The organism is Mycobacterium ulcerans subsp. shinshuense, from assembly GCF_002355775.1.
Taxonomy (GTDB): domain Bacteria; phylum Actinomycetota; class Actinomycetes; order Mycobacteriales; family Mycobacteriaceae; genus Mycobacterium; species Mycobacterium marinum.
The window spans coordinates 153304-177172 of record NZ_AP017624.1 but is presented as its reverse complement, the minus strand read 5'-3'; the positions used below and the strand labels follow the sequence as shown (position 1 = coordinate 177172).

Sequence of the window (23869 nt, the reverse complement as noted above, 5' to 3'; positions counted from 1 at the left end):
CAGCTTTATGCCCTTACTTTCCGATTTTGCGACGAATAACGAAGTGGATGGGAATTTGCAGGATCAAGAACATGCCGAGGCCCACCAGACAACCCCGGAGGACCGTCATGGTGTCGAAATCGCCGTACATGATCGTCGACGCTGCAGAGACGATGTGTGAGAACGGATTCACATTGATGCTGATGCGCAGCCAGTCCGACAGGAATACCGAAGGCATGAGCGCCTGGCTGACGAACAGCACCGGCAGTGCCAAAGGCAGCATCGCGACCGGCGCCTGCGGGTTGAGCGTGCGGAGTGCCACCAGATAGAACAGTGAGCTATATGCGGCCGACCACAGAAACATCAGCAGGATGAGTAGCGCTGCGGTGAGGATCCCGGCGCGCAAAGGGGCATCGAGCAAAGCCAGCAGGCCGATGACGATCACCGCGGCGGGCAGGATCCTGAACATCTCGAAGCCGATCTTGGCGGCCATGATCTGACCAGTCGAGACACCATAAAGCCGCAGCCGGTCGGTGAAGCCCGAACTGATCTCTTCGATCAACGTTCCCGCGCCGTATCCCGCGCCAAGCATCGGAATCAGCATGATGAGACCCGGGGCGATGTAGGCGGTATAGGAAGTCAGCGGAAATCCGGGCAAGTCCGCGACGCGTTGGAACATCGACCGCACGAAGACCACCAACACGACCGGAAACACGATGGGAAAGATGAAACCGAAGACCGGCTGTCGCAGCCCCACAACGACATAGCGGCGAAAGAGGCGGGCGGTGTTCGCCAGCGCGGAGCGGGTCATTGGGTAGCCTCCAGGAACGCGTCGCGCAGCGACGTCGATCGAATTTCGATGTTCGCGCCGGCCAGTCCGAGCCGATCCAAAACCGTGGCGAGCGAACCGATCTCGGAGGCAGACGCAGAGTCCAGTGATCCGGTTACCGCGCTGCTGCCCTTGCGCTGCATCGGGTAGCCGGCGCCGGCCAGTTGCCGCACGGCGTCGTCGGTTATCTCCTGGGGTGCCGAAATGTCCACGGCGAAGCCGTGGCTTCGGGTGAACTCCTGTGTCGAACCCGCAGCGACGAGCACCCCGTCCTTGATGATTCCGACTTCATCGGCCAGCGAGACGGCTTCGTCCATATCGTGTGTGGTCAGGACGACGGTACGGCCCTCAGAACGCAGCAGCCGGATTGCGTTCCACACCTCCTGCTTGCCTTCGATGTCCAGCCCGCTGGAAGGCTCGTCGAGAAACAGCATCTGTGGGTTGTGCGCGACCGCGAGGGCCACGTCGACGCGCCGGCGCATACCACCGGAAAGTGCTCCGACTTTGCGATTCAGGTACTTTCCGAGGCCGAACTGCTCGACGAGTTCGCCCTCGCGACGCTTCCTGTCGGATTTCGGCCAGCCCGCCATCGCCAGGCTCATGCGTATCTGCTCGACGGGTGACATCCACAGATCGAGGGCGACCTCTTGCAGCGCCACGCCGATGAGTGGCCGCAGCTGCGTCGTGTTGTCAACCGGAACCCCCAGCACCTCCAGCTGGCCGCTAGTCGGGGTCAGCAATGTGGTGGCCATCCTGATGGTCGTGGTTTTACCCGCCCCGTTGCGGCCCAACAGGCAATAGACCACCCCGCGCGGAATCACGAGGTTGAGACCGTCGACGGCGTTGGCGTCCGAACCGGGATAGGACTTGACCAGGTCGACCGCTTCGAGAGCGGAGGTTCCTGGCTGCGAATCTCCGGTTTCGTTGTCAGTCTTGGACTCTGGGGAGGACATAGCGTTCCAGCTCTTCCGTTAGGTTGATGCCTTGGGCGGTCATGTTCACGTCGATGGCCGTATACAGCGGAAAGCTGCCGCCCTTCGGTACATCGTTGATTTGGTGGACTTTTCCGCTCGTCATCCCCGTAATGGTCAAGTCGACAACGGTGCGGGCCAGCTCAACCGGCTTGCCGCGCCACGTAGCCTGGCGCGTCCCGTCGGCCCGCACGGTGCCCGACAACTTCGCGCCCCCGCCGCACTCGCCGTGCAGGTCTCGTGGCTCGTTGAGGTTCTCGAGCGCGATGCCGCCTGCCACGGCGCACTGCAACGACACCCGGGAATCCAGTGGGTTGACGATGGTGATGGCGTTGAGGGTGCTCGCCGTCCCGTCCTTGGAAAGGACGCCGGTCTCGTAGGGGAACCGGTCACCCTGGTAGTAGTGCTGCACCTGCAGCTCACCAGCGCGTGGCCCTGGGCCGATAGTCAGCAGACCGCTCTTGGGCAGGACGGTCGTTTCCTTGAGATATGTAACCGAGCCAGCTACCTCAACCGAGTAGCCGCCATAGGGCGATCCCTCAGCGGGCTCGGCAACCGGCTGCGAAACCGGCTGCGGGTACTCGAGCAGCTGGAACGCATGGCCGACGGGTTCGCCGGCGGCCTTGTTCACCGCCGTACATCCGCCGGTCAGCGCTGCCGCGGCGACCAACACCGACGCGGCCATCGAAGATGATCTCATTGCGCTACACCGGTTTTGGCCAGACTTTTGCGAAGACGTCGGTGACGGTGAGCAAAAAACGCCGACAAGATCTTGCTCATCAGCTTGCCCCACCCGGGGATAAGGCCCATGGGTGCCTGAGGAGCCAGCGTGATCTCGTCGCTGACCACCGTTTTATCGCCTTTTGGTTCCAGGGTGCGGTGGTGTACCCACACCCGCATCCCCGTCATCGTGGACTCTTCGCGGAACATCCGGCCGGGTTCAATCCTGGTGATGGTGATGTCGTCAAACCCGAAGGGAAGGAACCCGAATAGTAGAAGGAAGCTCTTGCCGATCCGGGTACCCGGTTCCACGTCGGCAATGGATCTGCCGATGAACTGTTTAGGCATGGTCATTTTCATGTAGGGGCCCATCTCATGATTGATCCCCTCTTGGGTGGTGACCGTCTGCCATACCCGTTCGACGGGGCAGTCGATCTCACTGACTTTGCGGAAAACGTGCTCGTCGGTGTGGATTGATCTCATTGCTCTCTCTCTTCTTCCCCGGAAGGTCCTGGTACAGCTGAGACTGGATGTGGTGCTTGGACTGTCAGCGCCAGCAGTGATGCCGAATCCGCATCCATGTCGCGAATGGAATCCGAGATGAATGACCCGCCGATATCGACTACGGCGGGCACACTGTCGGCGCCGATGTAGTTCGGCAGAATTTCTCCGATCTGGTGCAGGCGATCGGGCAGCAGTTGGCGATACCACTCGAACAACGGCACGACCAGCGCCACCGTGACGAGATCGACGCCGTCGGCGGCGAGACTGCTGAAAAACGCTCGCCAGATCTGTTCGATCATCCCGGAGCGGCGCGCGCTTCGCAGCACCCCCTGGGTAGCGAGTTCTGCGATTCGCCGCGGATCGATGCCGTCGAAAAAGTCACTCCAGCGCGGGTAGAGAAAATTGCGGCGAGTGCGTTCGTCCACGGGGTAGTTGCGCGCGTCACGTAGCGTGCTGAAGCTGTCCAGCCCGAGCTCTGGGTCATGGCGCAGCGCGCGGAGAACTCCCACGGGCTGGTGCGGTGCCGCGGTGTCGAGGCTGACGAAAATCTCCGACGAGCGCTCCCAGTCTCGGTAGTGCACCATTTCCGCAGCGGCGATATCGGCATCGCTCGCGAAGTTGTTCTCCAGACCGAAGACGGTGTACTCGACCTGTTTGGCCCATCCAAAACGCGGATCGGACGCCGCCACTCGCTCGATACGACACAGCTGTTCGGTCATGCCTGTGCCGCCAGGTCGTCGGGTAGACCAGCGATTTCGTTGCCCCGGCGGGACACGTCAGCGATGACCCCGGTGGCCAGGTCTGCGGTGATAAGCGGATTGACGAAAGTCAGCTTGATCGCCTGGTGTCCGGCCGCGCGCGATCGACCAACGAGTGCGAGGCCACAACGAGCGAGGCTGCTGCGGATCGCACTGTTGACCGCGTCGCACTTCTGCTCGGTCAGCTCCGGATGGCGCCACCGCAGCACTACCGTGTTGACGGCCACGGGCGCACACAACGTGAGGTGGGGGTGGTCCGATACGGCCCGGCCTGCGGCTGCCGCGGCGGCGCAGGTGGCGTCGATCATCGCCCCGATACGCCGCTCACCGAGCGCACGCAGGGTGAGGAATATTTTCAGCGCGTCGAATCGACGGGTGGTCTGCAGAGACTTGCCGACCAAATTGACGACATCGTGTTCGACATCATCGGCGGGATTGAGGTAGTCGGCGTGGCCGGCCGAGACGCGAAAGGACTCGGCGTCTCGGACCAGAAGGACACTGCAGCTGATCGCCTGAAACAGCAGCTTGTGAAAGTCGACGGCCACGGAGTCGGCTAACTCGATACCCCGCAACAGATGTCGGTGTTGGGCACTGAAGGCCAGACAGCCCCCGACACACGCATCCACATGCGCCCAGACACCGTGCTGCCGGGCGATCTTGATCGCGGGCTCGAGCGGATCGATGGCCCCGTAGTCGGTGGTTCCCGCGGTGAGGAACAGTCCGAACACCGGTGTGCCGCGGGCTTGGCTCTCAGCGATGCACCCCGCCAATGCCTCGACGCACAAACGTCCTGCATCGTCGGTAGGCACTTCGATCACGGCGTCGGCGCCAAGGCCGAGGATGCGCAGTGCCTGGCGCGCCGAGAAGTGCGCCTGCCGAGTGCAAAGCAGTCGCCATGAGCGCGCCGCCGCCGGCAACCCGGCGGTGCCGACATCCAAACCCAGCGTTCGCTGCGCGAAAACATCACGTGCCATCAGCAACGCGTGCAGATTGGATTGGGTGCCGCCACTGGTGAAGGTACCGTCCGCATCTGTCCCGTATCCGATTCGGGCACAGAGATGTTCGACAACTCGTTGCTCGATGGCCGTGGCTGCGGGAGCTTGGTCAAACGAATCGAGGGACTGATTGAACGCGCTGATGAGAACCTCAGCGGACAGGGAAGCAACGGTGGGCGGGCAGTGCAGGTGCGCCAGGTACGCGGGGTGGGTGACCACAGCGGAGTGCCCCGCCATGAGGCCGACGGCCTCCTCCAGGGCCGCCGGCAGGCCGACACCGGCAACGGTATCGAGCCTGGGCTTATCCGCCAGCTCCTTCAGCAACGAGTATCCGTCCACCAGGCCGGGCGCGTCGGCCGCTTCCAATGCATTCGCAACCAAGCCGCTAGCCAACGTAATTGCGTCGCGGTAGGCGGCCGTGCCGCTGCCCGAGACGAATTCGCCGGCGAAGTCACTCACGTCGCGGCTCATCGCTGGTCCGCCCGGAGGTCAACTGCCTTGGTGCGGTGCCGTTCTACCTGCTTGACGGCAGCTTCGAAGGCAGTCAAAGCCGCGCTGATGTCGGCTTCCTCGATGGTCAACGGTGGCAGAAATCGGATGACGTTTCCATACTGTCCGCCAGATTCGATGATGAGCCCGTTACTGAGGCTCGCACGCTGAATCTGCCTAGCCAGTTCGGGTGCCGGTGCCACACCCGACGGCCACGGCAGCTGCGGGTCCACAATCTCGGCGGCCAGCATCAACCCGCGGCCGCGAACGTCGCCAACGATCTCGCACTCTTCGAGAATGCGTTGCAGTCCGGTGCGGAAGTACTCCCCCATCCGGGTTACATGCTCGGCCAACGCCGCTTCTCGGGCGTATCGAATGACCGCGCTCGCCGCGGCGAAGGCCATCGCGTTGCCCCGGAACGTTCCGGTAAACGCACCGGGTTCCCAGACGTCATAGCCTTCGCGAACCACGATCACGGCAATCGGCACACCCGAGCCGAGGCCCTTGGACATCACGACCATGTCGGGCTCGATGTCGCAATGCTCGAACCCCCAAGCCCGTCCGGTCCGAAACATCCCTGCCTGTACCTCATCGGCGATCAGGGGGACTTCGAAACGGTTTGCCAGGTTGCGCAACGCCTTGGCCCAACGCGGGTGGGCCGGCAGCACGCCGCCCTCACCGAGGACGAATTCGGAGATGATCGACGCGGGGGCGCTGATGCCGGCGTGGGGTGCGGCGAGCTGCTCGACGGCCGTCACTGCCAGGTCTACGCCACGTTCGCCCCCGACGCCGAAGGGACACCGATAGTTCTGGGGGAAGGGCAGAAACGTCGTCCGCGGTGCCATCACTACGGGCTGTTGCCGAAGTCCGCCGCCGGAGCTTGCCGCGCGCGCAGCCCTGGTGCAGCCGTGGAAACCTCCCTGCACGCCAACATGTTCACGCCCACCGGTGGCGATTTCGGCAAGCGTGAGGGCCGCCTCGACAGCGCTGGCACCGCTGGGCGAACACAAGTGGACCCGGCCGTCGGCGGCCAATCCCGGCGGCAGGATGGAGAGCAGGTCTTCGACGAACTGCTCCCTCGCGGGGGTATGAAAGTCCAACGACAGCCAGGGCTCACCGGAGTCAACGGTTTTGATGACCGCCTCACTGACCACCGGATGGTTCCAACCCAGCGACATCGCCCCAGCGGCCGCTAGGCAGTCGATATACCAACGCCCGCTGCTGTCACGTACCCGGGTACCGCGGGCCTCGACCAGTCGTATCGGGAGGCGTCGCGAGTAGGTCGCCGCATTGGATTCCCGCATGGGGGGTGGGTTTTTGGCCAGCATCACACAGCCTCATCGGTGAGTTGCCGGATCGGCTTCGACGACTCTGCCCGGCGGCTGAGCAGGCGACGGAATGAGCTGACCACCGATGGGTCCTCGGTCACCCAATAGCCGCGGTCGCGGGGAACTGCCTCCGCGAGCCGTCGTCGAGCCTCGGCGAGCTGGTGGTAGGGCAGCTTGGGGAATAGGTGGTGAACAGCGTGCAGTCGCAGACCCAACGGGGCCCAGAGCTCACCCAGGACCGGCAGCGACGGATGGTCGATAGAGTCGAGCACTTGCTCGGGGAATGTCATCCGCTGGTTTTCGCTCTCGTACCGATGAGCAACGAGCACCCGAATCCAGTTGACGAACAGGATCAGGCTCACGACCGCGTAGGCCTCCAGCAGTCGGTACGGCGCGAATACACCAAGCCCGAAGAGCACGGCCACCCCGACCAGGTAGGCGAAACAGGCGAATTCCTGGATCAGCCAGGAGCGAGGGACGCCACCGGGCGGAAGTGTGCGGCAGAAGTCTGCGTCGATCATCAGTGCCGACGCCCGAGTCAGTACGTACCGACGCAATGGTGGGACAAGCCAACTCAGCGGCGCCAGCACCAGGAACCGCACCACGAAGAACACCGGCCCCAGCAAGGCGGTGAAGGGTAGGGCGACCACCCGCCAGCGCGGTTCGGTGGCATAGGCCACATACTCGCCGTCGGCGGCGGTGCCGTAGGTGCGCGACGCGTGATGTTCTTGATGAAACTCGTAGGTGAATTGCGGAACCATCAGCGGGATCCCGCAGACCGCATGCCAGTACAGCGCGAATGAACGTAGTTCGGCACCGGCGTGCACGATCTCGTGGACGAAAAGGACGGCACGGTATAGCGCCAACGCAGCGACCACCACGCAACCCACAGCGGCGGGCGAAAGGGGTTGCCTGGCCGGGCACAACAGGAATGCCGTGTAGCCCACCGCTACACACACCGTCAGGTCGACCCAGTAAATCCACTGCCGTCTTACAGCGAGGTCGGCTACCAAGGATCGCGCCTGCGCCATCGAGATCCCGAGCACGTCCTTGGAGCCGGCCCCCTCGGCCAGCGCCTGCCGCGCCTGAGGACTCATCCAACAAACTCCGTAATCAATTCCGCCACTGACACTTTGGGAATGCCCAGCTCACGCACCGCCCGAGTGGGGTCGTAGTAGACCTTGCGGGCCATCAGGTCGATGTTCTCGGGAACCAACGGGTCATCGAAATGCGCCCGACTCGAGAAATCGGATGCGATACGTTTTCCCCTCCCGAGGGCGCGGAATGGCCGCATGGGCGCGACCCGTACCTGGTGGGATCGCCCCACGGCGCGCACGAGCAGCTCAGCGATCTGCCGGTACGAAAGGTTGTCGGTGCTGAGTATGTATCGCCGCCCCGGTTGACCCTTGTTCATCGCCGCTGTGACACCGGCCGCGAAGTCGCGGGCCGAACAAACGGCGGTTCCTCCCGGCGGAACGACCCGCAACAGACCTTTGCGCGCCGAGACCAGCAGGCCCTGCCAAGACCGGGGCGGCCCGAACCCAGGCGCGAAGACGGCCGCCGGGTTCACCACCACGACATCGAGCCCGCGGTCGACGAAGTCGAGCACCAGCTGTTCGCCAGCCCGCTTGGTAGCCGAGTAGACGTTGTCGAGCACCGAATCTCGCGGGTCGAAATCTTCGTCCGCGATCACACCATTGGGGGGATATCCGATGGCCGCCGTGGAGGACACGTGCACGAGGCGTTGCACCCCGTGCCGCCACGCCGACTGCGCAACATGGTATGCGCCGAGCACGTTTGTGCGCCAGATCTGGTTGGCTAAACGGGAATTCGGCGATGCGATGCCGGCGAGATGGTAAACGCGCGCAATTCCGCGCATCGCCTCGCCCACGCTTTGAGCATCGGTGATGTCACCCCGAACAACATCGACGTTGGAGCGCAACTCCGGGCTCATGACGTGCGGATCGCCGGGCTGCACCAATATGGTTGCCCGCTCGCCAGCGCGCACCAGCGCTTCCAGGATCGTCGAGCCGAGATACCCCGTGGCGCCCGTGACCAGAATTCGCGGTGCCATCAGAGCTCCTTTTGATAAACTCGATGACGCTTCTCGGGCGCCTTCTTCATCTGCGCCGCAAGCGAATTGGACCACATGTTGTCCTCGTGCATCCACGTGGTGGCGACAGCGGAGTACCCAGCGCCGGTTATCGTTCGCACGATCTCGCCAGCCAGGATCCGGCCTAGGCCCGCGCCGAACTGGGTTTGGACCGCGCCGATGAGCACCACGACGGCAGTGCGCACCCCGCGGATTCGACCGCCTCGTTTGGCCGCGATCCGGAGCAGGGCCGAGGGCGTGAGTCTGCCCGATTGACCAGTGATTTCATTGACGTCGGGCAGCATGAACAAGAAGCCCACGGGTGTGTTGTTCGCTTCTACGATCCTGACGATGTTCGGATCGATCAGCGGCCGCATCTCGGCGGCCATGCTGGCAAACACGGGCCTGCTTAGCGGCACGTTTTCTGGATGCTTTGCGAACGAGTCGTTGTAGAGCTTGCGCAAGAGTTCGACTTCCTGCTCGTAATCCGACAGTCGTACCGGCCGAACGCTGGCACCTTGCGCGCCCAGTACCGCATCGGCTCGACTCAGCAGGCGCTGCTGGACTGACGGGTTTTCATCCACGCTCCAGCGAAAACAGGCGGTGTCGAACTTCTTTGAGTATCCGGCCGCCTCAACCAACCTCAGGTAATACGGTGGGTTGTGCGGCTGCATGATCGTTGGTGGAGTGTCATATCCGGAAATGAGTAGCCCGACGTCCTCGCGTGACGTGTAGCTGAATGGGCCGATGATGGCGTTCATGCCGCGCCCTCGCGCCCAGTTCTCGGCGGTGGTCAACAGCGTCGATGCGATGGCCTGATCCGGCTCGCTCTCGAAAAATCCGAAGAACGCGTAGTCGCCATAGCGTTGCACGTAGTGGGAATCGATGCAGGCCGATATCCGCCCCACCGGCCGTCCTTGCCGGTAGGCGACGAAGTTGGCGATCTGAACCTCGGAGTGCAACGGGTTCTTGCGGGGATCCATCTTGGCGCGCATGACTCGGCGCAGTGTGGGCCGCCACGCGTCGTCACCGCGATAGATCTGCCACGGAACGCCGATGAAGTCCTTGATCTCCGCATTGGTGCGTACCGGACGGACGGTCGGCGCCGGCGGATGCGCTAACGCCTCGGTCCATCGATGTGCGCCGACTTCTTCATCAAGCACGAATGATTCCCAGGTCGTATGCCAACTCGGGATTTTTCTTGCTCTTCCAGAGTGCGCCATCCATGTAGAAGTGATGCAGGACGAAGGTCAGTGGTACGGCAAAAATAATGGTATCGAGTTGCCCGGCAAGCACGCCGAGTCCGGCAAGAAATGCGATGTAGAGCGGCAACGCCTTTCTGGTAGACAGCCGTGCCAGCAGAAGCTTCTTCTCTTCGGAGTTCTTGCTATGCGCAAACCGCGTGTTATTCCTGGTCCAGTTGATCAGGTGATATTGCAGGCTGTGCGTGGTGGTGGCGATCAGGATGAGCGCGAACAGATCTGATACGAGGAGGTAGGAAAGGTTGTAGGACAAGGCGGCCACGACGAAGGTCGCCACCGCCATCGCTGGCAGGGTGCGCTGTCCGTCGCGTTTGAGCTGGAGCTGCTCAATGACGGCAAGGGCCAGACAAACCGCGGCGACGATAAATCCGGCGATGACTATGAGCTTGGGCACCGGGGGCACTGGAACGCTCAAATTAGAGAATGGAAGTCGCTTGCCGAAGACTTCATACTCGGAGAAATGCAGCCCGTGAGCCGCTCGAAAGACTACGGGCGCCAGACACGTCGAGTAGAGGGCGTACTGGATCTTTTTCCTGGGGCCCTTGTAGCCATTCTTTGCGGCGTAGATGTTGATCATGCCGAAATGCTGTTTCAGCACGTGGAAAACTTGCCAGTACGCCCAAATCGCGAGCAGCGGGATGAGCCATCCCCCAAACCATAGCATCGCGACCAGTGTGCCGATCACGGCGAGGCTCATCAGGTAATGCGCCCGGTAGCGCGACCGCTCCCGCGGGTCCAGCCAGATCCGGACCGAGGTGGTGAAGACGTGCGGAAGGTCGGACAACAGGGAAAAACCGGCCGCGCCGACCAGGAACAACCCCTTGTGGCTACCGGCGGCAAAGAGGACTGCCGACAGGAAGGCACCCAACCCGAATACCAGGAGGATGTCTACCCGTTGTCCGACGAACCACCCTGGCTGCTGCGCCCCATCGCGCGACAGCGGTTTGGCCGCTTCGGTACGACCACTCGCGAGCCCCTCCATGTACACTCACCTCAACCGATTGGTAATGACAATAATTTGCATTTAGCCTGGCACACGATATGGACTCCGCAGTCCGCATGTCAAACGCAGGCCGCACGTCTTCCCGCTTCGCCTCCGGCCCCAGCCGCTAACAGCGCACGCTGGACCGGCGGGCGCTGCGCGTGACCGGGCCGAGCAGGTTCGGCGGCGCTCAGTGCAGCGCGCGATGGCCCGATCGACGGCTCAACCGTTGGCCGAGCTGCGGGGGCCATCTCGGACTCGAAGGTCGGCCTTAGGCGCGTCTGGCAGGTGGCGGATCTTCACCACCCGCCACGGCCTCGTTGTCCCACAGGCAAGAGGTTGATCAGGCTAGCCGTTGGAAAGGAGCCGTTGCCTTGGTCGCCATCACCGGAGACGACGTCGAGAACAGCAACATCACACAACTCACGGATACGACGGATACGACCGAACGTGGCCAACCTGCTATCGCCACTGATGAGCTCGAGTCACCCAGCACGGCCGCGGGGCCCTGCGCCGATGTGGAATCGGGTAACGCTGACGATGTCGACTGCACGGACACCGACGCCCATGCCCCGCGTGCACCCCGGCGTTGGCGTTCCCGGTGGTCGCGGATGCGAGTCAAGCGGGTCCGCGTCGGATTCAACCAGGCAATCCTGGCCGTGATTCTCGCGTCCCTGAGCGTTTCCGCCGTGCTGGGGTGGCACCTGTTTGCGGCGCATCACGCCAACGTGGCGGCCGAGCTGGCTCAGCAAACAGCGATTGGATACGCCCAGACATTAACGAGTATCGACAGCAACAATGTCGATGCAAACTTCAACCAAGTCCTCGACGGCGCGACAGGCGAATTCAAGGATATGTATACGCGCTCGAGTGTTCAGCTCCGCCAGCTGCTGATCGACAATAAGGCCACAGCACACGGAGTCGTGGTTGATTCCGCCATCCAGTCGAAGTCCAAGAGCAGGGTCGTTGTGCTGCTGATGATCGATCAGACGGTAACCAATGCCGCTCGTCCGGATCCCCGAGTCGACCGGAGCAGGATGAAGATCACCATGGAGAAGACCGACGGGCGTTGGCTCGCCAGCAAAGTCGAGCTCTCATGACCGGCTCCGCTATGTCTGGGTGGAAAGCCGCGTTAGCGGCAGGGGTGCTGGTGGCCGGCTGCGCTGTCTCGACCGCCCCCTCGGCATGGGGGTCTGCCCAGTCGTTCTGCGGTGAGCTCGGCGGCGACTTTGACGGCCGCTATTGCCATACCACCGTGACCTCGGTCCGCAAGGCGGACCGAGACATCAGGATGGCAATTCCGGGCGACCTGGTAGACAACGCCGTCAGCGGTCCGGTGGTCCGGGACTACCTGCGGACCCTCTACAACAATTGGAGAGAAAAAGGCGCAGACATGGTTCAGGACAGCTGGGGCGAAGAAAACTACCAGCAGTTCGGCCACCAGAGCGCCGTATCCGTGGTGTTCCATGAGGATTACCATGCCGACGGTCCCAAGATCAACAACGCCTACCGGACCTTCACCTTTGACACGGCCCTCGGCCGGCAACTGCAGCTGACCGACATTGTGAAAGCGGGACTGGATCCTTTGGCCGTCATTCCGCCGCTGGCTGAACCGTTCGTCGCGGCAGCACTCGATCGTGCCGCCCCACCGCACCAGCCGGGAACCTATCCCTTCACCGTCGATCGGTGGACTCCTGACAAGGTTTACTCGGGTGGGTACAAAGCGTGGGCATTGACGCCAAGCGAATTGATCCTCTATTTGCCGGACTACCCTGTCGCGCACGACAACCCGATCAACTATGAGCCCGGCATGCCGGTGTGGTCGATGGACGGGGGTGCGGTTGAGGCCCACATCCCGATTGATGTGCTGGCCCCGGTGTTGAGGTCGGGCTATGGAGGGTAAAGACGACGGGTGCATCTCCCCGCAGGAGGGAGGAACCACCCGCAAGCCTCGAAGAGTCGGTCCTGACGCCAAGGCCAAGGCGGGGCGCACTTCAGCTACGACAGATGCCGCCGCCCAACCGGGGCCCGATCCGACCCGAGATCCGGTCTCCGACTCACCCGAGACATGCGGAGGAGACCACGGCGGCAATACGATCGGTCGCGCGCCGGGTGCTGCCGAACCAAGTAGCCAAGAAACGGAATTGGAGGTGGATCACGACGATCTCGATCCCGGCATCCAAGCCTGTGCCGCCGCTGGCGATGGTCCCGATCCTGCCCTCGAGCCAGGACATGACGTAACGCCACAACGTCGGGCGCGATCACGGACAAAGGTCGCTGCCGCACTTGCGGCGGCCGCCGTTCTCGCCGGCACCGCGGCGTTGGGGTGGTTATGGAAAGAGCAGCGTGACAACGAGATTGCTGGCCGACAGGCGCTCAGCGCAGCGCTGCGGTTCACTGAGAACTTGACCACGATCGACAGCGCCAATATTGATGAGAACTTCCGCGAAACCATCGACGGGTCGACCGGAGAGTTCAAAGAGATGTACCTCAAGTCCAGCGCCGCGTTGCAGCAGGCACTGAGGGAGAACAAGGCATCAGCGCACGGAGTGGTCGTCGAGTCGGCCATCAAGTCGACATCACCAGACACGGTTGTAGTGGTGCTGTTCGTCGATCAGTCGGTGAGTAATGCGCGAGCACCCGAACCTAGGCTGGACCGAAGTCGCGTCGAAGTCACCATGAAAAAAGTCGACGGCCGCTGGCTGGCCGCGAAGGTCGAGTTGCCCTGACACGAATCACCGGTGAGCAGTCGGCGTTCCGATCAGGACGAGCCGCTCGGCCTCTGACAGCTTGATCGGGCCCGAGTCGACTGCGAGGTATCAGAAGCGCGCCAAATCGTTGGGCAGCATCAGATCGAAGCCCTCCTTTAGGCTATTCCACCGCTGCGTGAAATGACAGCTGGAATGCGCGCTTGGCGCCGAGATCAAATTCCCTTTCATGACACGACCGCCCAACTGGTGAAGCTGCGAACACTCCGGCAAACCGACTAGTCACCTGGTTAGTGGCCAAATTCAGCCCCAAAATAGTTCACTCCGACACACTTTCCACATGATGCGCTGAACACAATTCGAGCAGAAATCCGACCGTCGCATGCGCGTAAATCTGATAACCCACTAGCAAAACTACTACGTGCGCCTTGCCGGCCGCTATTGCCGCCTCCGCCGAGAACCGCCATGATCGGCGCGTGGCCCACCTTGCCCACCTTGCCCACCCGTGCCGCCCGGGCCCGAACGCGGCCCACACTAGGCTTGAGGAGAAGTCGCAGATATCAGTGCAGGCGACAAGCTGTATGCCGCCGAGCCGCAGCGGGCTGTCTGCCGAGGACGCCGATCCGCGATACTGGTAGCCGCACCTACAACGCAGAGAACCTCGAAACCGAACCGACAGTGACGCCGGGAGATACACATGAGCGCCGAGCAGCCGACCATCATCTACACGCTGACCGACGAGGCGCCACTGCTGGCGACCTACGCTTTCCTGCCCATAGTGCGGGCTTTTGCCGAGCCCGCTGGCATTCAGATCAAGACCAGTGACATCTCGGTGGCCGCACGCATCCTGGCCGAATTTCCCGACTACCTCACCGACGAGCAGCGGGTCCCGGACAATCTGGCCGAGCTGGGCGAGCTGACGCAGGACCCGGACACCAACATCATCAAGCTGCCCAACATCAGCGCATCGGTGCCCCAGCTCAAGGCGGCGATCAAGGAGTTGCAAGACAAGGGGTACGCGATTCCGGACTATCCGGCCGACCCGAAGACCGACGAGGAAAAGTCGCTCAAGGAGCGCTACGCCAGGTGCTTGGGCAGTGCGGTGAACCCGGTTCTGCGCCAAGGCAACTCGGACCGTCGGGCGCCCAATGCGGTCAAAGAGTACGCCCGCAAACACCCGCACAGCATGGGTGAATGGTCGATGGCTTCGCGTACCCACGTCGCCCACATGCGACACGGCGACTTCTATGCCGGTGAGAAGTCGATAACGCTGGACCGCGCGCACAAGGTGAAGATGGAACTGGTGACCAAGGGCGGCCAGACGCTGGTGCTCAAGCCCGAGGTCTCGCTGGATGACGGCGACATCATCGACAGCATGTTCATGAGCAAGAAGGCCTTGTGCGAGTTCTATGAAGAGCAGATCGAGGATGCCTACAAGACCGGCGTGATGTTCTCCCTGCACGTCAAGGCGACGATGATGAAGGTCAGCCATCCCATCGTCTTCGGCCACGCCGTCAAGACCTTCTACCGGGACGCCTTCGCCAAGCACCAGAAGCTGTTCGACGAATTGGGTGTCAACGTCAACAACGGGTTGTCAGATCTCTACAGCAAGATCGAGACCCTGCCGGCCTCCCAGCACGATGAGATCATCGACGACCTGCATCGTTGCCACGAGCACCGCCCCGAGCTGGCGATGGTGGATTCCGCCCGCGGAATCACCAATTTCCATTCCCCCAGCGACGTCATCGTCGACGCCTCGATGCCGGCGATGATCCGGGCCGGCGGCAAGATGTACGGCGCCGACGGAAAGCTCAAAGACACCAAGGCGGTCAACCCGGAGTCCACGTTCTCGCGGATCTACCAAGAAATCATCAACTTCTGCAAGACCAACGGACAGTTCGATCCGACAACGATGGGCACGGTCCCCAACGTCGGCCTCATGGCGCAACAGGCCGAGGAATACGGCTCACACGACAAGACCTTCGAGGTTCCCGAGGACGGCGTCGCCAACATCGTCGACCTTGACACCGGCGAGGTGCTGCTCACCCAGGATGTCAAAGCCGGCGATATCTGGCGCATGTGTGTGGTCAAGGACGCGCCGATCCGCGACTGGGTCAAACTGGCCGTCACCCGCGCCCGCAATTCGGGCATGCCGGTGCTGTTCTGGCTGGACCCGTACCGTCCGCACGAGAACGAACTCATCAAGAAGGTCAAGACGTACCTGAAGGATCACCACACCGAAGGTCTGGACATCCAGATCATGTCTCAGGTGCGTTCCATGCGGTACACCCTGGAACGCCTGATTCGCGGGCTGGACACCATTGCCGCGACCGGCAACATTCTGCGTGACTATCTGACCGACCTGTTCCCGATCCTGGAGCTGGGCACCAGCGCCAAGATGTTGTCCATCGTGCCCCTGATGGCCGGCGGCGGGATGTATGAAACCGGCGCCGGCGGCTCAGCGCCCAAGCACGTCAAGCAACTGGTCGAGGAGAATCACCTGCGCTGGGATTCGCTTGGCGAGTTCCTCGCCCTGGGAGCCAGCCTGGAAGACATGGGCGTCAAGATCGGCAATGACCGGGCCAAGATTCTGGCCAGGACTCTTGATGACGCAATCGGCAAGCTGCTGGGCAACAACAAGAGCCCCTCACGCAAGACCGGTGAGCTCGACAACCGGGGCAGCCAGTTCTATCTCGCCCTGTACTGGGCCCAAGAACTTGCCGAGCAGACCGACGACGCGGAACTTGCCGAACACTTCGCCAAGCTCGCCAAGGCGCTGGCCGATGGCGAGGAGGCCATCGTGGCCGAACTCGCCGAAGCGCAGGGCGAGGCGGTTGACATCGGCGGCTACTACGCGCCGGACAACGAGAAGACAACCGCGGTCATGCGGCCCAGCAAGACGCTCAACGCCGCGCTGGAGGCCGCACAGGGCTGAGGCCCGCCACCCTCTGAATAGCCTGTGTCCGCTGGAAATCCGGGGCCGGGCGGGCCCAGCTGCGCGGCGCTGGTCCCGCTCACGGCCGCGGGTTTCCAATAGAGTGAGCAGCTATGGCCGCAGACGTCGATATCGAGGCGTCAGGCCTGCTCGACGGGCTTGAGGGGACCGCACGCCAAGACCGCGCGGAGCTGATCGCTTGGCTACTCGAGCGTGGGTTCAGTCTCGAGCACATCCAGGCGTCGGCGGCCGCACCGGTGATGCTGCCCGCCTACCGGGTGCTCGGTGATGATGGAACGCTGGTGTCCGCGCGCGAGATCTGCGCGGCAACCGGCATCGAACTCGATGTGCTGCAGCGCCTGCAACGTGCCGTTAGCCTGCCCCGGATCGACGATCCGGACGAGGCCGTCTTGCCGCGGGCCGACGCCGTGGCGGTCAGACACGCGAAGGTCTTTCTGGATATCGGCTACGACCTCGAAGATGCGGTTGCCGTCATGCGGGTACTGGTGGAAAGCCTGGGGCATGCCGCCGCCATGATGCGGGAGGCGGCGCTGAAGACGCTGTTGCGGCCGGGGTTCTCCGAGATCGAGCTGGCCGAGGCGTCCGAGCAGTTGGCCCAGGCAGCGATTCCGTTGCTGCCTCCGATGATGGACGATCTGATGCGCCTGGAGCTGCGCCATTCGGTGGAGACGGAAGCCGTCAACGCGGCGGAACGGGCCGCGGGCACGCTACCGGGCGCCCGACCCGTCACCGTTGCTTTCGCCGATATGGCGGGCTTCACCCGGCTCGGCGAAGTGATGCCGGCCGAGGACCTGGAACGGGTGGCCGCCCGGCTTGCCGACCCCGCCCACGACGCCGCAACCATGCCGGTCCGGTTCGTGAAGTCGATCGGCGACGCGGTGATGCTGGTCTGTCCAGAACCCGCACCGCTGCTGCGGGCGGCGCTGGACTTGGCCGCCGCCGCGGCAAACAACCTGCCACCCTTGAGGATTGGTGTTGCATCTGGGGCTGCGGTCACTCGGGCGGGTGACTGGTTCGGCAGTCCGGTCAACCTGGCCAGCCGGGTCACCTCGATCGCATACCCGGGCACGGTCGTGGTTGCCGAATCGACCCGTGATGCCGTCGGCAACGCTGGTGACTTCGAGTGGTTTTCGATCGGTGCCCAACGGATCAGGGGGATGCGCGCCGAGGTCAAGCTCTTCCGGGTAGAGCCGGCCCGCCCCGCTGGGCGCGGCTGACACCGGCTGGGGCGGTCGGCGGCACACCCCGCGGCGGGATCATCGCAAGGGTGTAGGAAGAGATCACGCCACCCTCACATGGCGGGTGGCCGACCCCGTGTCAACAGATGCCAGAGGTTCTCATGTCACTGTTCGATATTTCCGATCGCGCCAAGCAGTACCAATCAGACCTGCTCGAGTTCATGGATTCCCAGGTGTACCCGGCTGAGGCCATCTACGACGAACAGATGCGCGTCGCCGGCGACCCGCATTTCCATCCTCCGATCTTGGAGGAACTCAAGGCCGCGGCCCGAAATCGCGGGCTGTGGAACCTGTTTCACCCGCACCCCGAGTGGGGGCCGGGATTGACCAACCTCGAGTACGCGCCATTGGCGGAGATCCTGGGCCGCAGCCACATCGCCTCGGAGGCCTGCAACTGTAGCGCCCCGGACACCGGCAACATGGAGGTGCTGACCCTCTTCGGCACCGATGAGCACCAGCAGCGCTACCTCAAGCCGCTGCTAGAGGGCAAAATCCGCTCTGCCTTCGCCATGACCGAGCCCGCGGTGGCCAGCTCCGATGCGACGAACGTCGAGATGTCGATGGTGCGCGACGGTGACAGCTACATCCTCAACGGACGAAAATGGTTTGCGTCCAACGGCATGCACCGTAATTGCAAAGTCTTGATCGTGATGGGTAAGACCGACCCCACCGCGCCGGTGCACCGCCAGCAATCGATGTTGGTGGTGCCGATCGATGCGCCGGGCCTCACCGTGCAGCGCAACCTGCCCGTCTTTGGCTACCAGGACCGCGAAGGACATGCCGAAATCGACTTCGTCGACGTACGGGTGCCGGTCAAAGACGTGCTCAAGGGCGAAGGCGAGGGATTTGCCATCAGCCAGGCCCGGCTGGGCCCCGGCCGCATTCATCACTGCATGCGCGCGATCGGCATGGCGGAGCGGGCGCTGGAGTTGATGTGCAAACGAGCCCAATCCCGGGTCACCTTCGGCAAGCCCATCAGCGAGAACGCGAACGTGCGCGACTGGATCGCCGAGGCCCGGATCGAGATCGAGATGATCCGATTGCTGACCCTCAAGGCCGCCTACCTGATGGATACGGTCGGAAACAAGCACGCCCGTACCGAGATTGCGGCGATCAAGGTGGCGGCCCCCAACATCGCGCTCAAAATCGTCGACCGGGCCATTCAGGTGCACGGCGGTGGCGGGGTCACCGACGACTTTCCGCTGGCGATGGCCTGGGCCCACCTGCGCACATTGCGGCTGGCCGACGGCCCAGACGAGGTGCACAAACGAGCGATTTCCACCCAAGAGTTGCGCAAGTACCGCAACGGCGCCCACGGATCGTGAACCCGGTCAACCGCACCGATGCCCGGACCCATGAGTGAGGACATTCCCGGTGTCCACGCCGACGCGGTGTCACGGTGGCTGGTCACGCTGGGGCACCAAGTCGCCGCGCCACTGCGTTTTCAACGCATCGGTCTCGGTCAGTCGAATCTGACCTATCGGGTCACCGATGCCGCTGGCCGCGCCTGGGTGTTGCGCCGCCCGCCGCTGGGGCATCTGCTGGCCTCGGCCCACGATGTGGTGCGCGAGGCCCGCATCATGGCCGCGCTGGCCGAGACCGACGTGCCGGTTCCCCGGATCCTCGGAGTTACAACGGATTCGGAGTTTTCCGAGGCGCCATTGGTGTTGATGGAGTTCGTTGATGGATTGGTCGTCGACACCATGGAGGTTGCCGAGGCGCTGACGCCACGGCAGCGCCGCCAGATCGCCTTGTCGTTGCCCCGCACCCTGGCCAAAATCCACGCCGTCGACCTGGCGAAGGTGGGGCTCGACGATCTGGCCAGCCACAAGCCCTACGCCCAGCGCCAGCTCAAACGCTGGGCGGGACAATGGGAGCTGTCCAAGACGCGCGAGCTTCCCGAACTTGACGACCTGACCCGCCGGCTGGTCGCCGCCGCTCCCGAGCAACGGGAAATCAGCTTGGTGCATGGGGACTTTCATCTGCGCAACCTGATCACCTCGCCGGAGACCGGCGCGGTGGTGGCGACCCTGGACTGGGAACTGTCGACGCTGGGCGATCCGCTCGCTGACATGGGAAGCCTGCTCACCTACTGGATGGAGCCCGGTGAATCTGGCGTCGGTGACTTCGCACCCTCGACCCTCGACGGATTCCCCGACCGCGCCGAAATGACCCGCCTTTATCTAGACGAGACCGGCCGCGATCCGGCCGCGCTACAGTACTGGCATGTTCTCGGGCTGTGGAAATTGGCGATCATCGCCGAGGGCGTCATGCGACGGGCGATGGACGAGCCGCAGAACAAGGCGTCTGAGGGGACTCCGACCGTCGCATGGATCGATGCGCGGGTACACATGGCTCGCGAAATCGCCGATGCCGCAGGCATGAACCAAGTCTCCGACTCAGCTTTCTGACCCCGGAAAGGCCCCGAGCGCCTAGTCGACCAGTTGGCGAAGCGTGTCGATGAGCTTCACCCGCTCGGCAGCCGTTTCCGCGATCGGCGCCACATTCAATGTCGTGACCCCGGACTCGCGGAACGCCGCCAGCCGGTCCCTGACGAACCCTGGCGTGCCGATCAGGTTGACGTCTCGCACCAGCTCGTCTGGGACAACCTTGGCGGCGCCGTCCTTGTCCCCGGCCAGGTACAGCTGCTGGATTCGGTCCGCCTCGGCTCCGTAGCCATATCTGGTCGCCAGCATGTGGTAGAAGTTCTTGCCCTTGGCACCCATCCCCCCGATGTAGAGCGCCAGATGCGGCTTCACGAATTCGCGAAGGGGTTCCACGTTGTCACCGATCGCCAGCACCGGGCCGGCATACACGTCGAGTTCGCCCAACGCCGGGTCCCGTTTGGCCCGGCCGGCCGCCAGCGCCTGGCCCCAGACATCGTGGGCCTTCTCCGGCAGGTAGAAGATGGGCTGCCAGCCTTCGGCCGCTTCGGCCGCCAACTCGACGTTCTTGGGCCCCAACGCGGCTAACAAGATCGGGATACGCTCCCGCACAGGATGATTGATGATCTTGAGTGGCTTGCCCAGCCCGGTACCCTGGCCGGCCGGTAGTGGGATCGTGTAGTGCTTACCCTGATATTCCAGGCGCTCACGGCGCCACACCTGACGACAAATCTCGATGATTTCGCGGGTACGCGCAATCGGGGCGTCATAGGGCACCCCGTGAAAGCCTTCGATCACTTGCGGACCTGAGGCACCGAGCCCAAGGGTGAACCTACCGTCGGATACATAGTCCAGCCCGGCCGCGGTCATCGCCGTCAAGGTGGGCGTCCGCGTGTACAGCTGCAGGATGCCCGAGGCGAGCTGAACGCGGTCCGTGCAGGCCGCCAGGTATCCAAGAGCACTGACGGCGTCGAACGAATACGCCTCGGGGACAAAGACGATGTCCAGTCCGGCACGTTCGAGGTCGGCCACTTCGGCGGCCACCTCCTTGAAGCCGCCCGCGTAATTGATGGCCAATCCGATTCGCATGACCAACACCCTTCCTCAAATTTGTTCACGCTCGGCGCGGAGCCAAGCGATGAAAGTTCTATGCCCCGGCGAACTGCTGGGCCAGTTCCAGCGCCTCTTGTTGGATCCGGTCGAACTGGGCGCCCATCGCCTCCGACAACGCCATGGCGCCCGACATTGGCCGCACCATCACCATGAAGTCATCGATCAGTCCGTCCTCGTTGAAATGCAGGAAGTCACAACCCATGACTTTCTTACCCGACGCCCCGGAAGCCCCGGCAATCGTCGCCTCGAACACGAAGGCGTGGTCACGTCCGTTGCCGTCGGCGATCTCGCGGATGTAGCGAAAGTCTTCGAACACCCGCAGAACACCGCGCAGCAGCGCTGCGGTGATCGCTTTGCCCACGTACGGTTTGAACACTACCGGGCTGGTAAAGACCACCGTGTCGGCCAGCATCGCCTCAACGGCTGTCACATCACGTTCTTCAACCGCTTTACGGAACGGATGCATCAACCACCTCCACCTAGTGGATTTATCGAATATTCATATTTTCGGGTAGCCGCCGTCGCGCCCATAGCGAGCGAACCACTCACGAACCCAGTTCGCCAGATCTTTCTTGCCATGTATCATTGGCCAGATGTCACTCCGTGACGCGGTTTTGGCTGCCCTCTTGGAAGGCGAGTCGTCCGGATATGACCTCGCGAAAGAGTTCGACGCCTCGATGGCGAACTTCTGGATGGCCACACCACAGCAGCTGTACCGCGAGCTCGAACGCCTGACCGAGCAAGGGCTCATTCAGGCCCGTGTAGTCCACCAAGAGCGCCGGCCCAACAAGCGCATGCACTCGTTGACCGAGTCAGGTCGTGCGGCGATCCTGCAGTTCACCAGCAAGCCGCCCAAGCCCGCGGTGATTCGCGACGAACTGCTCATCAAGATTCAGGCCTGCGATGCCGGAAACATCGACGCCGTTCGGGAATTCGTTGTCGAGCTACTGCAATGGGCCACGGCAAAACTGGAGCGCTACGAGCGGGCACGCAGGCGCATGCTGGACGGCCGCACCGAGCAGGAATACTTGACCCAGGCCGAACGGATAGGCCCTTACCTGACGCTGCTGCGCGGAATTTCCTTCGAGCAGGCAAATATTCAGTGGGCCGAGCAGACGTTGAAAATCCTGGACTTCCGTCTCGCTACGCAAACGGGATAGAAAACGACTGCACGACCCTGGGGAAAAATTGCCCCAGGCGGAAATTTCGGCCGGACACTCGAGTCCATGCCGTCGGCGCGCATGACCCGATCCTGACGCGCTGCAGACCAGCCTCGCACGGACGCGACATGATGGCCGGGTGAGCACCAACATCCGCGTTCTCGACACCGAGCAAGACCTGATGGCGGCGGGCAAAGTGTTCCGCGTCGCCATGGTCGGCCTACCCCCCATGCCGAACCTGTCGCCGGGCCAGATCACCACACTTCTCGAGCCCGGGCGAACCGTGGGCACATTCATCGATGAGCAACTGGTCGGTACCGCCGACGCCGCCACCAGCGACCTGACCCTGCCCGGCGGAGCGATCGTGCGCCATGCCGCCGTGACGCGCATCGGTGTGCTGCCGACGTTTCGCCGCCGCCAAGGCATCGCTACCGAGCTGATGAACCATCAGCTACGCGACTTCGCCGCACGGGGCGAGACGGTGGCGACGCTGCGAGCCTCGGAGGCAACCATCTATGAACGGTATGGCTACGGCGTGGCCAGTTCAGCGCAGAGCGTTGAAATCCAGACGGCACGGGCGACGTTGCGCCCGGGTGTCGGAACCGGCGGACCGGTGCGGCTACTCGACACCGTCGATAGCTGGGACGTCCTTGCCGGGATCTACGCGAGGAATCGGCCGTCGCGACCGGGAACCATTGACCGCCCGGGGGTTTGGTGGCAGTTCCAGCGACTGCGCGCCGAAACATCGCCGGGGCCTTCGTATATCGCAGTCCACGGCGAGCCGGGGCGGGAGACGGGATTCGTCCGCTACCGCCCCATCGACACCGAGAAGTGGTTCGTCGCCGACCAACGCACCATCGTGGTCGAGGACTTCTTCGCGCCGACCGGCGCCGCCTATCTTGGATTGCTGCGTTTCCTGTTCGGACTCGATCTGATTGACCGCGTGGTCTTCTGGATGCTGCCTTTGGACGATCCGCTGCCCTGGCTGCTTGTTGATCGACGGGCCATGAAGGTGACGGCGGTGCATGACGAGACGTGGCTGCGCGTGATCGATGTCCGGGCCGCCTTGGCCGCCCGGCGTTATTACGGCGATGGCACCGTCACCATCGCGATCGATGATCCCTTGCTGGCCGGCAACTCGGGTCACTTCACCATCTCGGGCGACGGGGCCGAACCGACGAGTCGGCGTCCCGCGTTGCACCTCGACGTTGCGGGCCTTGCCGCCGTTTTGCTCGGTGGCGCGCGTTGGCGCGACCTCGCCATGACAGGTTTAGCCCGGTGCGAGGACCCGACCGCACTTGCCGTTGCCGATCAGCTGTTCGCGGCGCCGGAAGCGCCCCACGCCGGGTTCTTCTTCTAGGGCGTACTGGCGTTCTACCAGGTACTGGTGGCACCGAGCCA

General features: G+C 63.2%; 22 protein-coding genes. 9 read left to right on the top strand and 13 right to left on the bottom strand.

Going from position 1 to position 23869, the window contains the following annotated elements; genetic code table 11:
- Positions 1 to 13: 13 nt before the first annotated feature.
- From SHTP_RS00810 to SHTP_RS00760, 11 genes are read right to left on the bottom strand one after another with little or no spacing between them, the layout of a single operon-like run.
- Positions 14 to 790 (bottom strand): ABC transporter permease, encoded by a 777-nt coding sequence (locus tag SHTP_RS00810; RefSeq protein ID WP_012392170.1) that lies wholly within the window; start codon positions 788 to 790, stop codon positions 14 to 16.
- A complete protein-coding gene (locus tag SHTP_RS00805) occupies positions 787 to 1761 on the bottom strand; it encodes an ABC transporter ATP-binding protein (RefSeq protein ID WP_012392169.1) in 975 nt (324 codons plus the stop codon). The genes SHTP_RS00810 and SHTP_RS00805 overlap by 4 nt, the downstream gene beginning before the upstream one ends.
- Positions 1736 to 2479: a hypothetical protein gene (locus tag SHTP_RS00800; RefSeq protein ID WP_171944484.1), complete on the bottom strand. Its 744-nt coding sequence runs from the start codon at positions 2477 to 2479 to the stop codon at positions 1736 to 1738. Before SHTP_RS00800 ends, SHTP_RS00805 begins: the two co-directional genes overlap by 26 nt.
- Positions 2476 to 2982, bottom strand: a complete 507-nt coding sequence (locus tag SHTP_RS00795) for an SRPBCC family protein (RefSeq protein WP_011742406.1) — start codon at positions 2980 to 2982, stop codon at positions 2476 to 2478. Before SHTP_RS00795 ends, SHTP_RS00800 begins: the two co-directional genes overlap by 4 nt.
- Positions 2979 to 3722: a hypothetical protein gene (locus SHTP_RS00790; RefSeq protein ID WP_096369496.1), complete on the bottom strand. Its 744-nt coding sequence runs from the start codon at positions 3720 to 3722 to the stop codon at positions 2979 to 2981. Before SHTP_RS00790 ends, SHTP_RS00795 begins: the two co-directional genes overlap by 4 nt.
- Positions 3719 to 5227 carry a pyridoxal phosphate-dependent decarboxylase family protein gene (locus tag SHTP_RS00785; protein ID WP_096369495.1) on the bottom strand — a complete coding sequence of 503 codons (1509 nt, stop codon included), beginning with the start codon at positions 5225 to 5227 and terminating at the stop codon, positions 3719 to 3721. The genes SHTP_RS00790 and SHTP_RS00785 overlap by 4 nt, the downstream gene beginning before the upstream one ends.
- Positions 5224 to 6573: an aminotransferase class III-fold pyridoxal phosphate-dependent enzyme gene (locus SHTP_RS00780; protein ID WP_020785342.1), complete on the bottom strand. Its 1350-nt coding sequence runs from the start codon at positions 6571 to 6573 to the stop codon at positions 5224 to 5226. The genes SHTP_RS00785 and SHTP_RS00780 overlap by 4 nt, the downstream gene beginning before the upstream one ends.
- Complete coding sequence (locus tag SHTP_RS00775) at positions 6573 to 7670, bottom strand: fatty acid desaturase (protein ID WP_096369494.1); 1098 nt, start codon at positions 7668 to 7670, stop codon at positions 6573 to 6575. Before SHTP_RS00775 ends, SHTP_RS00780 begins: the two co-directional genes overlap by 1 nt.
- Positions 7667 to 8647: an SDR family oxidoreductase gene (locus tag SHTP_RS00770; protein WP_096369493.1), complete on the bottom strand. Its 981-nt coding sequence runs from the start codon at positions 8645 to 8647 to the stop codon at positions 7667 to 7669. The genes SHTP_RS00775 and SHTP_RS00770 overlap by 4 nt, the downstream gene beginning before the upstream one ends.
- Positions 8647 to 9828: a GNAT family N-acetyltransferase gene (locus SHTP_RS00765; protein ID WP_096369492.1), complete on the bottom strand. Its 1182-nt coding sequence runs from the start codon at positions 9826 to 9828 to the stop codon at positions 8647 to 8649. The genes SHTP_RS00770 and SHTP_RS00765 overlap by 1 nt, the downstream gene beginning before the upstream one ends.
- A complete protein-coding gene (locus SHTP_RS00760) occupies positions 9821 to 10909 on the bottom strand; it encodes a hypothetical protein (protein WP_096369491.1) in 1089 nt (362 codons plus the stop codon). The genes SHTP_RS00765 and SHTP_RS00760 overlap by 8 nt, the downstream gene beginning before the upstream one ends.
- A 374-nt stretch (positions 10910 to 11283) precedes the next feature.
- Here SHTP_RS00760 and SHTP_RS00755 point away from each other — a divergent pair, with 374 nt between their 5' ends.
- The 7 genes from SHTP_RS00755 to SHTP_RS00725 all read left to right on the top strand — a co-directional run bounded on the left by SHTP_RS00755 (position 11284) and on the right by SHTP_RS00725 (position 20222).
- Entirely contained in the window at positions 11284 to 12009 is a 726-nt protein-coding gene (locus SHTP_RS00755; RefSeq protein ID WP_012392160.1) for an Rv1363c family protein, read from the top strand.
- 11 nt (positions 12010 to 12020) lie between these two features.
- Complete coding sequence (locus tag SHTP_RS00750; RefSeq protein WP_012392159.1) at positions 12021 to 12812, top strand: mannan-binding lectin; 792 nt, start codon at positions 12021 to 12023, stop codon at positions 12810 to 12812.
- A 247-nt stretch (positions 12813 to 13059) separates the two neighbouring features.
- Positions 13060 to 13638: an Rv1363c family protein gene (locus tag SHTP_RS00745; protein WP_020785348.1), complete on the top strand. Its 579-nt coding sequence runs from the start codon at positions 13060 to 13062 to the stop codon at positions 13636 to 13638.
- Positions 13639 to 14314: 676 nt separating this feature from the next.
- Positions 14315 to 16552 carry an NADP-dependent isocitrate dehydrogenase gene (locus tag SHTP_RS00740; RefSeq protein ID WP_096369490.1) on the top strand — a complete coding sequence of 746 codons (2238 nt, stop codon included), beginning with the start codon at positions 14315 to 14317 and terminating at the stop codon, positions 16550 to 16552.
- A gap of 113 nt (positions 16553 to 16665) precedes the next feature.
- Entirely contained in the window at positions 16666 to 17790 is a 1125-nt protein-coding gene (locus SHTP_RS00735; protein ID WP_096369489.1) for an adenylate/guanylate cyclase domain-containing protein, read from the top strand.
- A gap of 122 nt (positions 17791 to 17912) precedes the next feature.
- Positions 17913 to 19136 carry an acyl-CoA dehydrogenase family protein gene (locus SHTP_RS00730; RefSeq protein WP_096369488.1) on the top strand — a complete coding sequence of 408 codons (1224 nt, stop codon included), beginning with the start codon at positions 17913 to 17915 and terminating at the stop codon, positions 19134 to 19136.
- A 30-nt stretch (positions 19137 to 19166) separates the two neighbouring features.
- Positions 19167 to 20222: a phosphotransferase family protein gene (locus SHTP_RS00725; protein ID WP_231991248.1), complete on the top strand. Its 1056-nt coding sequence runs from the start codon at positions 19167 to 19169 to the stop codon at positions 20220 to 20222.
- A gap of 21 nt (positions 20223 to 20243) precedes the next feature.
- On the opposite strand, the gene SHTP_RS00720 is transcribed toward SHTP_RS00725, so the two are convergent.
- Both SHTP_RS00720 and SHTP_RS00715 read right to left on the bottom strand, forming a co-directional pair.
- Positions 20244 to 21284, bottom strand: a complete 1041-nt coding sequence (locus SHTP_RS00720) for an LLM class F420-dependent oxidoreductase (protein ID WP_096372246.1) — start codon at positions 21282 to 21284, stop codon at positions 20244 to 20246.
- A gap of 58 nt (positions 21285 to 21342) precedes the next feature.
- Complete coding sequence (locus SHTP_RS00715; RefSeq protein ID WP_011742421.1) at positions 21343 to 21774, bottom strand: nuclear transport factor 2 family protein; 432 nt, start codon at positions 21772 to 21774, stop codon at positions 21343 to 21345.
- Between the two features lie 127 nt (positions 21775 to 21901).
- Here SHTP_RS00715 and SHTP_RS00710 point away from each other — a divergent pair, with 127 nt between their 5' ends.
- Both SHTP_RS00710 and SHTP_RS00705 read left to right on the top strand, forming a co-directional pair.
- Positions 21902 to 22468 carry a PadR family transcriptional regulator gene (locus SHTP_RS00710; RefSeq protein ID WP_012392152.1) on the top strand — a complete coding sequence of 189 codons (567 nt, stop codon included), beginning with the start codon at positions 21902 to 21904 and terminating at the stop codon, positions 22466 to 22468.
- A 139-nt stretch (positions 22469 to 22607) separates the two neighbouring features.
- Positions 22608 to 23828 carry a GNAT family N-acetyltransferase gene (locus tag SHTP_RS00705; RefSeq protein WP_096369486.1) on the top strand — a complete coding sequence of 407 codons (1221 nt, stop codon included), beginning with the start codon at positions 22608 to 22610 and terminating at the stop codon, positions 23826 to 23828.
- Positions 23829 to 23869 lie beyond the last annotated feature (41 nt).

Excerpts from the sequence above, each read along its gene's own strand:
- SHTP_RS00780 (WP_020785342.1), bottom strand. The coding sequence starts at position 6,573 with ATGCTGGCCAAAAACCCACCCCCCATGCGGGAATCCAATGCGGCGACC.
- SHTP_RS00810 (WP_012392170.1), bottom strand. The coding sequence starts at position 790 with ATGACCCGCTCCGCGCTGGCGAACACCGCCCGCCTCTTTCGCCGCTAT.
- SHTP_RS00720 (WP_096372246.1), bottom strand. The coding sequence starts at position 21,284 with ATGCGAATCGGATTGGCCATCAATTACGCGGGCGGCTTCAAGGAGGTG.
- SHTP_RS00750 (WP_012392159.1), top strand. The coding sequence starts at position 12,021 with ATGTCTGGGTGGAAAGCCGCGTTAGCGGCAGGGGTGCTGGTGGCCGGC.
- SHTP_RS00740 (WP_096369490.1), top strand. The coding sequence starts at position 14,315 with ATGAGCGCCGAGCAGCCGACCATCATCTACACGCTGACCGACGAGGCG.
- SHTP_RS00790 (WP_096369496.1), bottom strand. The coding sequence starts at position 3,722 with ATGACCGAACAGCTGTGTCGTATCGAGCGAGTGGCGGCGTCCGATCCG.
- SHTP_RS00800 (WP_171944484.1), bottom strand. The coding sequence starts at position 2,479 with ATGAGATCATCTTCGATGGCCGCGTCGGTGTTGGTCGCCGCGGCAGCG.
- SHTP_RS00785 (WP_096369495.1), bottom strand. The coding sequence starts at position 5,227 with ATGAGCCGCGACGTGAGTGACTTCGCCGGCGAATTCGTCTCGGGCAGC.
- SHTP_RS00715 (WP_011742421.1), bottom strand. The coding sequence starts at position 21,774 with ATGCATCCGTTCCGTAAAGCGGTTGAAGAACGTGATGTGACAGCCGTT.
- SHTP_RS00730 (WP_096369488.1), top strand. The coding sequence starts at position 17,913 with ATGTCACTGTTCGATATTTCCGATCGCGCCAAGCAGTACCAATCAGAC.
- SHTP_RS00710 (WP_012392152.1), top strand. The coding sequence starts at position 21,902 with ATGTCACTCCGTGACGCGGTTTTGGCTGCCCTCTTGGAAGGCGAGTCG.
- SHTP_RS00735 (WP_096369489.1), top strand. The coding sequence starts at position 16,666 with ATGGCCGCAGACGTCGATATCGAGGCGTCAGGCCTGCTCGACGGGCTT.
- SHTP_RS00760 (WP_096369491.1), bottom strand. The coding sequence starts at position 10,909 with ATGGAGGGGCTCGCGAGTGGTCGTACCGAAGCGGCCAAACCGCTGTCG.
- SHTP_RS00770 (WP_096369493.1), bottom strand. The coding sequence starts at position 8,647 with ATGGCACCGCGAATTCTGGTCACGGGCGCCACGGGGTATCTCGGCTCG.
- SHTP_RS00805 (WP_012392169.1), bottom strand. The coding sequence starts at position 1,761 with ATGTCCTCCCCAGAGTCCAAGACTGACAACGAAACCGGAGATTCGCAG.
- SHTP_RS00775 (WP_096369494.1), bottom strand. The coding sequence starts at position 7,670 with ATGAGTCCTCAGGCGCGGCAGGCGCTGGCCGAGGGGGCCGGCTCCAAG.
- SHTP_RS00725 (WP_231991248.1), top strand. The coding sequence starts at position 19,167 with ATGAGTGAGGACATTCCCGGTGTCCACGCCGACGCGGTGTCACGGTGG.
- SHTP_RS00795 (WP_011742406.1), bottom strand. The coding sequence starts at position 2,982 with ATGAGATCAATCCACACCGACGAGCACGTTTTCCGCAAAGTCAGTGAG.